This is a genomic window from Lunatimonas sp., assembly GCF_020832325.1.
In the GTDB taxonomy this organism is placed as follows: Bacteria; Bacteroidota; Bacteroidia; order Cytophagales; family Cyclobacteriaceae; genus Lunatimonas.
The window spans coordinates 47,086-60,533 of record NZ_JAFIEU010000047.1; the positions used below are offsets into that span (position 1 = coordinate 47,086).

General features: G+C 48.0%; 8 protein-coding genes. 1 reads left to right on the forward strand and 7 read right to left on the reverse strand.

The features are described 5' to 3' along the window. Positions 1-50 precede the first annotated feature (50 nt). From JJU34_RS18140 to JJU34_RS18155, 4 genes are all read right to left on the reverse strand, one after another. On the reverse strand, positions 51-1,643 hold the full coding sequence (locus tag JJU34_RS18140) for a sulfatase-like hydrolase/transferase (protein WP_228693834.1): 1,593 nt from the start codon (positions 1,641-1,643) through the stop codon (positions 51-53). Continuing rightward, positions 1,633-3,375 carry a hypothetical protein gene (locus JJU34_RS18145; protein WP_228693835.1) on the reverse strand — a complete coding sequence of 581 codons (1,743 nt, stop codon included), beginning with the start codon at positions 3,373-3,375 and terminating at the stop codon, positions 1,633-1,635. Before JJU34_RS18145 ends, JJU34_RS18140 begins: the two co-directional genes overlap by 11 nt. An 81-nt stretch (positions 3,376-3,456) precedes the next feature. Then, a complete protein-coding gene (locus tag JJU34_RS18150) occupies positions 3,457-4,941 on the reverse strand; it encodes a SusD/RagB family nutrient-binding outer membrane lipoprotein (protein WP_228693836.1) in 1,485 nt (494 codons plus the stop codon). Between the two features lie 60 nt (positions 4,942-5,001). Then, positions 5,002-8,202 (reverse strand): SusC/RagA family TonB-linked outer membrane protein, encoded by a 3,201-nt coding sequence (locus JJU34_RS18155; RefSeq protein ID WP_228693837.1) that lies wholly within the window; start codon positions 8,200-8,202, stop codon positions 5,002-5,004. A gap of 420 nt (positions 8,203-8,622) precedes the next feature. Here JJU34_RS18155 and JJU34_RS18160 point away from each other — a divergent pair, with 420 nt between their 5' ends. Further along, a complete protein-coding gene (locus JJU34_RS18160; RefSeq protein WP_228693838.1) occupies positions 8,623-9,714 on the forward strand; it encodes a bile acid:sodium symporter family protein in 1,092 nt (363 codons plus the stop codon). A gap of 43 nt (positions 9,715-9,757) precedes the next feature. On the opposite strand, the gene JJU34_RS18165 is transcribed toward JJU34_RS18160, so the two are convergent. The 3 genes from JJU34_RS18165 to JJU34_RS18175 form a co-directional block, all read right to left on the reverse strand. Then, positions 9,758-11,236, reverse strand: coding sequence for a M81 family metallopeptidase (locus JJU34_RS18165; RefSeq protein ID WP_228693839.1), 1,479 nt, complete (start codon positions 11,234-11,236; stop codon positions 9,758-9,760). 62 nt (positions 11,237-11,298) lie between these two features. Further along, positions 11,299-11,949, reverse strand: a complete 651-nt coding sequence (locus tag JJU34_RS18170) for an RraA family protein (protein WP_228693840.1) — start codon at positions 11,947-11,949, stop codon at positions 11,299-11,301. A 95-nt stretch (positions 11,950-12,044) separates the two neighbouring features. Further along, complete coding sequence (locus JJU34_RS18175) at positions 12,045-13,388, reverse strand: hypothetical protein (protein WP_228693841.1); 1,344 nt, start codon at positions 13,386-13,388, stop codon at positions 12,045-12,047. Positions 13,389-13,448: the final 60 nt, after the last annotated feature.

Consider the following 13,448-nt stretch of genomic DNA (forward strand, 5'->3'; position numbering starts at 1 on the left):
TACCATTACAAATTTTATACACTTAATTTCTATACCGTTAAATTAATTTATTATTCCGACAATCTGCCCCACCAAGGTCCCTCATCTCGAATATCCAACCACAATCGTTGCATCTGGGGAATCAAATGCAATAGTTGTTCTCGCTCCGAATGCGACAAATCTACTTGCTGGGCATGGTCCTGCTGGATATCAAATAGCTCAAACTCCACAGGAACCGTCGTCTTTAGCCAATCCACGACAGGAAACGTTCCAGCCTCTGCTGGTAAATTTTCACTCATTCGTGGGGAAAACTTACCTACCAAAACATATTCCTCTACCCTCATCGCCATCTGGGCCATCCCTGGCATATGGGAAGCATCTAGCAAGAAGAACCATGCCGCAGGAATTGGCCGCAAATACTCTCTACCCAAAAATGCATTGAATGCGTCCACTCCGTCTATATTTCGGTCTTCAGGTAGGGGTGATCCTGCCAACGCACACAGCGTCGGTAGAAAATCGGTGCCGTTAAATAGCTTGTCGCTTACTGTTCCTGCAGGAATTCGAGTGGGCCAACGCACAATTCCAGGGACACGGTGGCCTCCCTCGTACGGAAATCGCTTCATTCCACGAAGCGTGCCCGGACTGCCATAGCATTTATCACGCAATGGGTCCTCCCATGCTCCCTTTGATTCCTCAAAAGTAACGGGGTATTCCGGACCATTATCGCTGGTAAACACCACAAGGGTATTTGCTGCCAAATCCTCCTCCTCTAAAAATTCCATCAATCTCCCAAACGTCGCGTCCAGTTGGGAAACAGTCCCATAATACTCCCGGAGGTTTTCCAAGTCTATTTGATCTGGACGTGTTACACCTCCATAATGACCTAGTGCTAGAACCTGTTCTTCGGTAAGATCAGGATACATCGCTTTAAAGCTCGCCGGCGGATCAATGGGTGTGTGCGGTTCGTGACTTGAAAGTACCATAAAAAACGGCTTAGAGTCATCCCGCTTATTGGAAATCCACTCCATGGCTTCATCGGAAATGATATCAATATACCATCCTTCAAGAGCTCCAGTGGGCTGACCATTGCGGATAAATTTTTCCGGGTTTCTAGGCCCCGTCCCAAAGGCGTTTACCGAGGTAGCCAGCGAATAATCGAACCCGGTTTCATTGACCGATAGCTCAGTTTCTGACTCTAAACGGGATAGGTGCCACTTGCCAAAGAAAGCTGTTTCATATCCCACCTCCTTTAGCAGCTGTGGCAAAGTTACTTCTTCTCGCTGCAACGTGGTGCCAAAAAAACCAGCAATGTTGTAAAATCCACTACGATAAGGATTCCTGCCAGTAAGTAGTGCAGCCCGGGCCGGTGAGCAAACGGTTGCAGCAGAGTGCATGTCCGTCATCCTCACCCCCTCTTGCGCAAACCTATCCAAATGGGGAGTTTTCATGATCGGATGTCCGTAACACCCCAAATCGCCATAACCCAAGTCGTCGACTAATACAATCAAAATATTGGGTCTATCTTCGTTGCTAGGCGCTGCGACTACCGCAATTGGAAATAGACAGGCGAACTGGGCGACTGCCCAGAAAAACCCTAGTATCCAACCTGCATGCAAGTCAGAAAGATCTGTTTGTGTCGCTCGGTTTGAAATTTCAGTGTTCACTGAGCAACCTTTTTTCTTGACGTACGACAATAGGTACGTAGCCATACTCCATACCTGCCGGCGGAGTTACGATCAATGCCGGATCTATTGCTACGAGGCTTCCTGTTGAAGGAGGCGCCATATATTCCTGATCGATGCTCCAATACCGATGTAACTGCTCCACAAAAGCCTGAAGACGCTTTTTTTCCGCATCCGACCAACCCAAATGCTGAAAGGAAGGCTGATCCACAAAACGATACCATTTGTAGGTAACCATGGACCCATCTTTCAGTAGGGCAGTAAAGGCCTCCGATGCGGGACCTGGGCTTACCCAGCCTCCGGTACTCGGCGTGGAATACGGAGCCTCCTTTTCGATGATAAAGTTCCCCTTCACTATTTCATTGCCATTTCGCCAGTTTATGTACTGTGCTTCGGTTTCCGCTCCGGGAAACTCCATCTGCGCCAAGGCTTTCGGTACTTCATCCAATCGAACAGGTACCCGCTCGTTTCCATGCTGTTTAAAATACTGGGGGAAATGCCCCGCTTCGGCATAAGGATTATCCCTCCAGGCCAGCCCAAATGCATTGGAATCCGTGGTAATGGTCTCAAAAACCCCATCCAGATTGGTTAGGTCCTTTTGCGCATTTTCCTTAGCATCCCGTTGATCCAATTTGATGGGTCTAGGGCTAAGTGTTGGTTTCCATGCATGATTTTCATCGAATTTACCCGAGTAAGTCTTTCCGGATTTTTTCCACTCCAACAGGCAATTGAACAAAGCGTCTTTGGAGTAATAGGTCACATCCTGAACCAATACCGACCGGCCGTTTTCATCTAACGGAAATTGTAGACGGGGAATTTTAACGTATACTTCGCCATTTTCGTCCGTCCACTCAAATGACGGTACGGTATTGATTTCCATGGCACCTCCTCCACCCATGATGCCTTCGCGGGCATCCAGGCCCATGCCTTCAATGATTGGGTAATCCTTGGACAGACGACTCCACATTTCAGGAATATAAAATGCCACAGGACCTTTGAAGTTTTCAGCATTTAAAAAGAGCGTCCAACTGTGATCTCCCGTGGCCGGTGGTCCCGGTTTTGCCTCGGTAAGGGGCAGGGCCATATGGGTGTAGCCAAGGAACTTACCCTGAAGGTCTCCTTCAAAGGTGATTCCATCCGGTGGCACGAGTATCCGGCTGCTCAATTGGGCAATGCCCAACTGCTCTTCTGGCAATGCCTCTGCCCTATAAAAGAACGGCCATCCAGGAGACGCAATCTCTGAATTGTAACAATCCGGCACACCGTTCATGCTGAACTTGGGGGAACCGTAATGGTACCGATTTCCTCTCCAATAACCCAGACCTCCCTCTTGTGTCTGAAACACACTGGACCAAGTGGGTCCTCTAGGGGCCCAAGTTCTGGCAATGGTCCCCTCGGGGCAGCAAGGAATATCTTTATTGTCCGGATTGTCCGGAGTAATCCAGTTCCCTGGTAATCCTATTTGAAATCCCGCTAGCGGCTTTTCCACTAATGGCCACACCGCCGTATAAAAACCAATGCCGGCACCAAATCCATCGGGGCGGCGGGGCGTTTGATATCCTATGTAGCCATGCAACCCATTACCTCCTTTGGATATTTCAGCGCTGCCGTCCACCATAGGCAATTCAGAGATGGAAAACCAACGCGCTGGCAGTATTACCGTCACGAATAACACGGATAAAATCAATACATATCTTGGAAAATCAAGCATCATAAGTCGGTCTTTTGATATAGAAATATACGGGTTTTGGGATAATCCCAAAACCCGTATTGAACACACGACGGTATGTTTTTTTTAAAATACCCCTTCTCGGGTATCCCACCAAAGTTGCTTTCCATAGAAAATATCTACTTCAACAACCCGGTCGATTGGAAAATTTTCGTTGAACGCAATTTCATTCGCAGGATAAGCCATTTTAAATGGAGGACGGTTGTGGCTCATGGCATAGTCGTTGGTTACATTCACTAACTTTGGCACATCCGTCCTTCGGACCTCCGCCCAGGCCTCCACACTTTGCTTATAAAGGCTCAACCAATTTTGCATCCGGATTTTTTCCAGATTTGAATTAGTACCGGCGCCCCATGCGACTTCAGGTTCCAGTAGGTATGCGTTTGCAGCTTCGGTGGAAATGCCGTTTTCCTGCATGGAAACACGTATTCCCTGCTCGTAGGCTTCCCGTGCGCTACCTCCAGATATCAACCCCCGCTCCAGTGCCTCTGCACGAATGAACCAAACTTGCGCTGCGTGCATGAACGGTGAAAATCCCCTGTCATCGTAACCGAACCTGTTGCCGATATGGGATACATTTTGGTTGTTGTTTAGGGGAAAACCTGTCTGGCCAATGCCCATTCGGTATCCGTTGAAAAAACCATTCAGGTTGAGATCAGCGTAAACGGGTAGACGAGGGTCGTTTAGATCAGACATGGGCTGGATCAGGTCGTGGTTTGTGCGGTATTGGTCCTGCTTATTCGTTGGCACCCCCAATCGGGCCCTCCAAGGCTCCAAGTTGTTGGTTGCAATACCTGGCCACCATAAATACGCGTTGTCGGCGTTGCTCTCAAAAATTGGATAAGCAGAAGGGTTCCCGAATATTTGGCCTAGCACCTGCGCTGCAGCAGCAGGTTCTACCAAAGACATGCGCATGGCAACCCGCAAACGGATGGAATTGGCAAATTTTCTCCATTTCATGATGTCTCCCCTATATAGGAAGTCCCCCTCTCCGATGGCCGGGCCGGATGCGCTTAGCAAACCTTGGGCTTCTTCCAATTCATTAAGAATATGGGTATATACCTCCTTGTGGGTGTCAAAGCGGGGATTTAGGATGTCATCGTCCTGTAGTCTAAATGCCTCCGAGTAGGGAATATCTCCCCACATATCGGACACCTGATGGGCGGTGTAGGCCTGCATAATCAGGGAAACAGCAGCAAGATTGGTATTGCCTTCCCTTAAGGCGTTTCTGCGCGCGTCAGCAAAATACGCCATCGCACGGTATAGGTTGTCCCACTGTCCATTGTTGATGTCCACCCTAAACTCATAATCTCCCGCGCCAATAGCAGCCAACTGTCCAGACCAAGTGCCGGCGTAATAGATACCGATCCGCTCTCCAAATAGTTGACCCGCCGTCACCGTCATGCCGGAGCCAAATATGGTGGTAGCCGGAACAACAGAGGGTTGGTTAGGATTGATGTTCATTTCTGTCCAACTATCCATACAGGATGTGGAGATCAATAAGGAGCAAAAGAAGAATGCTCGAATGAAATTGTTTTTATAACTTCTCATAGTTAATTCATTTTAGATAGGCAAGATGTCTAAACCGTTTATGCTGAAAACATAAGCGAATTAGAAATTCAGCCTGATGTTAAACCCGTAAGACCTGGTGGTAGGCGCCATGAAATTTTCAAATCCAGTACCTCGCTCTCCTCCACCCATCTGGGCAGCGGCCTCAGGATCCAGTCCCAATTCTTTTGCCTTCGCACTTCGGTGCAGGATGGCTAGGTTTCTACCAAATACAGAGAAGTTCATGTTTTGAAATTTCCATGCTCTAAGCGTGTAGCCAAAGGTTAACTCGCGAAGTTTTAAAAAGGAACCGTCGATGATAGAGTACTCGTGGTTATTCCATACCCAGGCGCCATTGTAATAGTCTTGGGCCGAAATCCTTACGTCGTTTGGTGAACCGTCTCCTTTCACGCCTGGTACCACGATACCCTCTGCCCGAACGTTATTTTGTACCGTGTTCACAAATGCACCGGTCGGAAAGGAATGCCAGTAGGTCCCACTAAAGAAGTCCCCGCCCACACGGCCATCCAACAATGCTCCGAAAACGAAGTTTTTGTACGTAAAGGTGTTCTGCAATCCACCTATCCAGTTTGGTGTGACGTTACCCAAAATCTCCTGCTGATTGGTAGTTGCGGGGGTACCATTGGGTGCAATAACAATATTGCCAGCATTGTCCCTGACAAAGGGCAATCCGCTAATATCACCCCATGGCTGTCCGGGTGTGCCCACCAATCGCGCACCGCCAAAACCGGGGCTTATGGTAATGTTGTCCAAGCCTTCGTAAAGTTCGGCTACCAAGCTTCTATTCCTTGCCCAGTTTACCGTACTATTCCAACTAAAACTGCCCTTTTGCATCACCAGTCCCCTCACAATCAATTCTATACCGGTATTCTCAATCTTAGCTGCATTGATCAATTGGGAAGCAAAACCGGTAGAACGGGCAGTGGGAACATTCAAGATCATATCCTCTGTCACCTGCCGATAGTAAGTCGCATCGAATGAAAGTCGGTCGCTAAAGAACCTAAAATCGGCACCAACCTCAAATGAGGTAGTCATTTCCGGTCTCAAATTGGCCGGAGGCCGCACCGCCGGAGAATTAAAGAGCGCCACGTTGTTGAAAAGGGAAGTACTGTAGGTACCCATTAATTGATAGGGCTCCGTATCTGCACCCACTTGGGCCAAACTGGTTCTAAACTGCATGTAGTTAAAGTTCTTAGAACCAATATCAAACGCATCGGTCAAGCTGATGGACAGGTTGGCAGAAGGGTAAAAATAGGATCTGTTGGCCTCGGGAAGTGTAGAGCTCCAATCATTTCGTGCTGTCACACCAAAAAAGAGGTAACCGTCATATCCCAACGTTGCTGAAGAGTAGATACTGTAGTTTTCTTTGCGGTAGTCGATCATGCCCACCCCGGGTGTACCCCGTACGTTTCCGATGTTAAATAAATCCGGCACGATCAAATCCGGCGCGCTAAGAAACATGCTGTTAAACTTGTTTAACCTGAAGTTACCACCTACCAGACCAATCAGATTGAGTTTACTATTCAAATCCTTATTTACATCCAGACGGATATCGGTGTTGAATTCCTGCCGGTTTTCATCCCACTGCGAAAACTGACCGCCTCTTCGGTTATTGATATTTGCCCGTGTTCGCGACAGCGTAATCAGCTTTCGCTCTTCGTTGTAATAATCCAGCCCTACAATGGTATTCGCTACCAACCAGTCGTTTATCTCATAGGCAGCCGTGATATTTCCGAAGAAACGTTCCCTGTTCAACGAGTTGGTTTGATCCAAATCATAAAAGAAATTATTCACATTCAGGTTATATCCGCTACCCAATTCGTTTCCATGCTCTTCGTATACTTTTCTTACTTCATCTAGCGGGATATGCCGAAACGCTCCCCAAGCCAAGCGAGTCATGGATCCGTAGGAAACCTCGGGAATGTTGTCACTCTTTCTATTTACATAGTTAAAGGTAGACCCAACTGTCAGCCTCTCGTGGGGATTCAGAGAGAAGTTTGCATTGAACGTATTAACGGTCTGATCTGTATTCAGGAATATACCCTGCATGGTTCTATTAGAAAATGCTACGCGTCCATGCGCTTCTTTTCCACTAGCCGTTACAGCGACCTGATTGACGTGGTTCGTTCCAGTTTGGAAATAGTTGTTTCTAATATTATTGGGATTCGAGACCCAAGGGCTATTTGGACCCTTAATCCACTGGTCGAGGAGCAATCCAGCGTCATAGCGAGGACCCCAAGAGGTTGCGTTTTCGTTCACCCCGCCACCAATGCCATTGACGTAGTTATAGCTAAACTGCTTGGCGTATTCGTTGTAGGAAAGATTGGATCCTGGGTTATTCTGCAGATACATCTGCCAGTCGTACTCTCCTCCCCGCTGACCTATACCGTACTCATTTTGGAAATTCATAAAAAACGCCGGCTGATCAAACACCATGGAAGAACTTACCTCTACACCCAAGCCCTGTCGACCTTTGCTACCTTTTTTGGTCTCAATCAAGATTACCCCATTAGCTGCTCTGTTTCCGTACAATGCCGCTGCATTGGCTCCCTTAAGAACGGTCAGCGAGGCGATATTTTCCGGGTCTATATCGGCAATGGCATTTCCAAAATCACGGCCGCCGTTTCCGTCCAAATTACTACTGGTATTATCCATCGGTACGCCATCCACTACAAACAAAGGCTGGTTTCCCGCAAACGAAGCATTCCCCCTGATTACTATTCGAGTAGATGCACCGATTTGCGAACCACTCTGACTGACCTGCACACCGGCGAGCTTCCCGCTAAGGGCATTCAAAAAATTATTGTCCTGGGTTGCCAAGAGATCATCCGCACCCAAAGCTTGTACCGTGTAGCCGAGTTCCTTTCTTTCCCGCTGCACACCTAGAGCTGTCACTACCACCTCATCCAAGCTTTTGGAGTCCTCCCGAAGGGTGACGCTAAAAACTGACTGAGAGCCAATTTCAATCGTTTGGGTTTCAAATCCAATAAAGGAAAAAGACAACCTGTCCGATCCCGCAGGCACTGTTAAATCGAATTGACCGTCAATATTCGTAACCGTACCAACAGTAGAACCAACGGCCAAAACGGTAACTCCAGGCAATTTTACGTTTGACTGGTCTTGGACGGATCCACTGACCCGCCGCTGGGCAAATGCTTCCGGCACGAATCCGGAGATAAACAGCAGGAAAACCGCAAGGGCAACCAGGCTGCTTCGTTGTAAATGGGTAAATGTTGCTTTCATAGGTATTTACTTTGTGTTACAGTGGCATGAACCATGAACGGTGAAGAATTTCTCTCCGTGCCATCCATAAACCATGCTTGGTTTCATAATTGGTTAGATTTGTATTGGAGATTAAAGTTAAGGGAGATAAAAACAGAAACAGTCCATCATGTTAGCCAAAAAATATGGTATCTTATCCTTGAACCGTATCCTGATACCCATCGAAAGTTTTGGCACTTCTTGGCTTGAAAATAAGGCAACTCTCCGAATAGTAGCGATCATCAGGAAAGAAATACGTTTTTCTTTAACCCGTAAGAAAGTCCGCCTCCCGCAATTTTTCCGCTTATATGGTAAAATGAGCTATTGTATGGTACTCGGATTACATTTCGAAAAAAACACATTACATTATACGGCAAACACATTCTATTTGTATTCAGTCCGTTGAAAACTCCGAGTGCATACCGTCTTTCCTTGGGTTTTGCGATTGCTTCCCTAGCATTCGCATTGTATTATTTTGCATCAGAAAATCTGCGGCCCGCGGGACCTTTTTTGATCACAGCACTGGCTTCTCTCTCTTTTGGGGTCAAAGGCTTTAAATGGTTTCGGGGGCTTTCCTTTACCCTATTGATTTTGGCGGTAGTTTCGGCTGCCCTTTTTTATCCCAAATTTTTCCTGACTATTGGAGATTTTGAAACGGCCGAATTGATCACGCCGCTGATTCAATTAATCATGTTCGGCATGGGAACGTCCATGGGGCTGGCAGATTTTCTGGCATTGATAAAATCCCCAAAAGCCGTGTTTATCGGTGTTGGATGCCAGTTTACTCTTATGCCCGGGCTGGCGTTTCTAATTGTGTCTCTTACTGGTTTTCCGGAAGAGATAGCCGCAGGGATCATCTTACTTGGCTGTGCCCCGACCTCGGTCGCCTCCCCCGTAATGTGTTACCTGGCTAAAGCAAACGTCGCCTTGACCATAACGATCGTCTCCATCTCCACCCTTATCGCACCCTTTATCATTCCTTTTTTGATGAAGTTTCTGGCGGAAGGATATATCGAAATCAACCCCATGGCCATGATGTGGAATATCATTCAGATTGTGTTGATCCCGATCGGCGCTGGACTATTTTTTAACAAGTTCCTTGCCGGAAAATCGGATTGGTTGGATAAGGCAATGCCTTACGTGTCCATGTTCGGGATTGTGTTGATTGTGGCAATCATCATGGCTGCGGGGCAGGAAAGTTTACTAAACATGGGCATGATGCTACTGCTCGCTGTCCTCGTTCACAATGTGCTGGGTTATGTAACCGGGTACTGGGCGGCCAAACTCTTCAAATTGGAAACACAGGACTGCCGCACCATCGCCATTACCACCGGCATGCAAAATGCAGGCTTGGTTTCGGGTATCGCCAAAACCATGGGGAAGATCGCCACCGTAGGGCTGGCATCGGCTGTCTGTGGCCCCTTGATGGGGTTCACCTCTTCGCTCCTAGCCTCCTATTGGAATACGGCCAAGGAAAACGACCGTGTGACCTAAATAGCCTTACCAGAACCTTTAGCTAAGCAAAACAGCAACGGAATCAACCAATTTGTTCGAAGGGAAACAAGGGCTTCCTTCGATTGGAGTAGCGTAAGCTGGACATGTCCGCGGTCGTTGCACCGGGGGTATTTACCCGAATCAAGTCTTTGCAAACACTCATATAGGCGGCCAAGGGTGCATGAACTCCTTTCGCTACGATCACCTGGTAGCTGTTTGGATCCAAGCCAAAGGCCAAAAGCTGCTGTAAACTGAAGGGGACAATTCTCCGGGATGTCAGCATCAGCGTGTTGTTTTGTGTCGTTTGAACAATGGCCGTCAGTCCCATATCAAACGATACTTGCCCTCCATGCCTAGGTTCAAACTCAAAAAATTTCCCGTCAACCATCGCACCCAACTCCGCGGTAACAGCAACCGAGCTTCCATGCAGCCGATCGGTCTTGCCGCCAATCTCGACAGTCAAGCTATCGCCTACACGAACCCGGCTAAATTGATCCACTACATTCGGATCGTAAATGCACATAAAACCCCGTCCAAAATCACTTTCTTCCAAAAAGGCCAACAGAAACGTGCTATCACCCGGAGAACCTCCGCCTACATTGTCGCCCATATCCAATAACAACAGTGGCTTTTCGGCCTTTTCGATCAAGGCCGGCAACTCAGGTAATCCGATCTTTTTGCCGGAAAACAGGTGATGATAGGTTTCTAAATAGGATTTCAACCTGCCTGCCAATCTAGCAGCTTCGGAGGGATTATGATCTGTAACGACGATGAAACTGCTTCCCATTTCCGCTACATCCGCATACGGAAATCCCAGCAAAACACTGACTGATAGAACGCTAGGCAAAGCTGCAACCTCATCCGCCAAACGATATAGCCCCAAACAGGGCTCTGAGGCTGTATGTTGCATTTCGATGCTAATAGCTACTTGAGTTTGCAACGCAGTCATCACAGGCCTGATTTCGCCACGTAGCATACCCAGTAAAAGTAAAGCGGCGTCCCTACCCGTTTTTCGTTGGTCGATATGAGGGTTTGTTTTATAAGCAATCCAAGCATTTGCCGAAGCTGCCATTTCTTCACTCAAATTACAGTGAGGATCCAGCGTTCCCACAATAGGTATATCCTCACCGAGCAGCTCCCGCACCATGCGCAGCCATTTTCCATCGAAATCCGGATAATCCTCACTTACCGCTGCCCCATGGGGCAACACCATGAGCCCATCCAACGGACCGGCTTTTGCCAAAAGCTCCTTCAAATTTCCGAGTAATTTGCCGGAAGCCAAACTGGATATCTTCCCGCCAGGCGTGGCCTCTGCATAAAAAATGGGAATCATATCCACATCCGCTTGGTTGGACAATACCTCTACCACCCCTCCAATCTCATGATAGGCGGTTCGGTACTCATCAACGATTTCTTTACCTAGTAATAGATGCCCCTTTTCGAAATCTTCCCATTCCGTAGCAGTTTGCAAAAAGGTATTTGACTCGTGGTAAATACCCAAAATCCCAATTCGAAATATCATATTCTTATCGTGGTCTTTTCGCTAAAAAACGGATGGAATTTTTTTGCAAAATAAGGTATCTCCTATAGAACGCCGTATTTTTTGTATACATCGCCCGCTTTCGCGCCTTTTTTGATTTCGTCTCTGCTTACATTTTCTGCGTTTACTTTTTCCATCGCCATCTGAATGGCTTCCTGCTCGATTTCCTGCGGCACGACCACGATACCGTCTTCGTCGCAAAACACCAAGTCACCCGGTGAAAACACTACCGTCCCAATCTTTACCTGCACATCAATCTTAATTACCATCTGCCGGTTCTTGCTGTCATAGATATTGGTTCCCTTAGCCCTTACGGGAAATCCAAGGTCTCTCATCTTAGCCAGGTCTCTCACCTGTCCGTCCACAATGGCTCCTACACAACCTCTATTCAGTGCTGCCGTAGATAGTAGCTCTCCCCAAATGCCCGACCGCTGGGAACCACCTGCTGCGGCAATCAAGACATCCCCGGGCATACAGGTATCCACCGCCTGAAGTTCCAACTCATACGGCGCGGGGTCCTCGTGAAAGATGTCCGCCCAAAGTGTGGTCTTGCACCTTCCCACGATATTTCCGGACACCGTAGTGATCGGTAAGTGGACATTGGGAGACTGATTTCTATAGCCAAGACTATCAAGTGCGTCCGAAATAACCGCAGCATATAATTGGGTAGAGATTTCTTCAATGGTATAAGTCATGTAGCGATTTTTGTTTTTAGGTGTACGTACCAGTCAGACGGTTTAAAACAGTCCGGCCGGCACCTAATTTTCATTCTAACTCGTGTAAAACTTTCCTATTTAAACCTATCCGGAATGATAAATTCGTAGCCCTTTGGCGGCCAAGGACCGATGCTCTGTCCAGTGGGCCTCGGTGCCGTGGGGCGTATTGGCTCGTGATCCGCTACCGAATAGGTGATGGCCAGGTGCGGTGTGTCTCTTGTCTTTCCGTCATCCAGTACGAGCGACCGAATGGCTGCATCCATTATCCCACTTGTCATCAAGGTACGTTCTACGGGTGCGGTGGGCTTGCCACTCAGAAAAAACTTCTGAATATTCAGTGTCAAGTAGCTGAAATGAGAATAGCTCATGCTGTGGTCCAGAACAAACTCCGTGGCAACCGTCTTGCCATTTTCCAAAGCTGCATAGCCCCAACCGGAATTCACATACCCCGTGAGCATCATAATGGCTCCTTTCGTCCCATCCTTGTACCGAATGATCACTGCATGGGGATCTTTTTCGAGTTCCCGCATATTTCCCTCGTGCTTATTCCGGATCGCATTGCATCCCGCTTCTACCAAATCAAGGGATATCTCACCCGAATCTACCGCATTCCACACTTCGGCCCCACGAATACCCCGGACACTCTGAACCCCGGTCTCTCCTCCCCTTCTACGCTCTACCATGCATTGAAGTATCTCTGCCACATGAAATCCATAAGCATCCAAAGAGGCATAGCCAATGGCAACCGCCTCCGTTATGCGTGCGCCCAATGGATGCTCCAGGGCTGGATCCCTCCAGGCGAAGGGCAACGAAGAACCAGCCATCATCGGAACGTTCAGCTCCCGTCCACGATCATATATCCACTTGCTATCCAGCCAGCTATACGCCAAGTGCTTGTCGGTAAATAAAGGCACCGATCGATTGGACGCATCGAATACCCGGAATATCTGATCCAGGTAATTCATGCGCGGGTACATCTTCACCCCTAATCGGCTATTCGGGTACTCTCCGTGTTCCCCAATGTATATCACGGCATCCACCGCCAACGTATTCCCGCCGAGGGTTAACGCTTCTGCAATTGTAGGGAAGACGGTCGCCCCGTTCATCGCCGCAATGCGGACACCGGTGTCGTTTTCTCCCATCTGATCAATCCAAACCGAAACAATCTGAATCTCCGGAGTGACCATACCTTCATCCATGGGTATTCCTGCAAATATCTTCGTAGCAATCACGTCAGCATGTGCACTGTTTCGATAAATATTAGCGATTAGCGCGATCTTTTTCTTGGCCTGATTGGGCTGCTGCATCCATGATTCCAGGGATAAAGCGAAGCCGCTCCCTGATAGGGCTAAAAAGGATGTTCCAAGTGCGGACTTTTTGATGAAATTTCTTCGTTGGTACGGATTGGGTTTTCGCATGTTAAATGTGTTGTTTTTTGTGGTCATTCATTGCCATGTACGCAAAGCGATCCATGGTCT

Excerpts from the sequence above, each read along its gene's own strand:
- JJU34_RS18165 (WP_228693839.1), bottom strand. The coding sequence starts at position 11,236 with ATGATATTTCGAATTGGGATTTTGGGTATTTACCACGAGTCAAATACC.
- JJU34_RS18150 (WP_228693836.1), bottom strand. The coding sequence starts at position 4,941 with ATGAGAAGTTATAAAAACAATTTCATTCGAGCATTCTTCTTTTGCTCC.
- JJU34_RS18175 (WP_228693841.1), bottom strand. The coding sequence starts at position 13,388 with ATGCGAAAACCCAATCCGTACCAACGAAGAAATTTCATCAAAAAGTCC.
- JJU34_RS18155 (WP_228693837.1), bottom strand. The coding sequence starts at position 8,202 with ATGAAAGCAACATTTACCCATTTACAACGAAGCAGCCTGGTTGCCCTT.
- JJU34_RS18170 (WP_228693840.1), bottom strand. The coding sequence starts at position 11,949 with ATGACTTATACCATTGAAGAAATCTCTACCCAATTATATGCTGCGGTT.
- JJU34_RS18145 (WP_228693835.1), bottom strand. The coding sequence starts at position 3,375 with ATGATGCTTGATTTTCCAAGATATGTATTGATTTTATCCGTGTTATTC.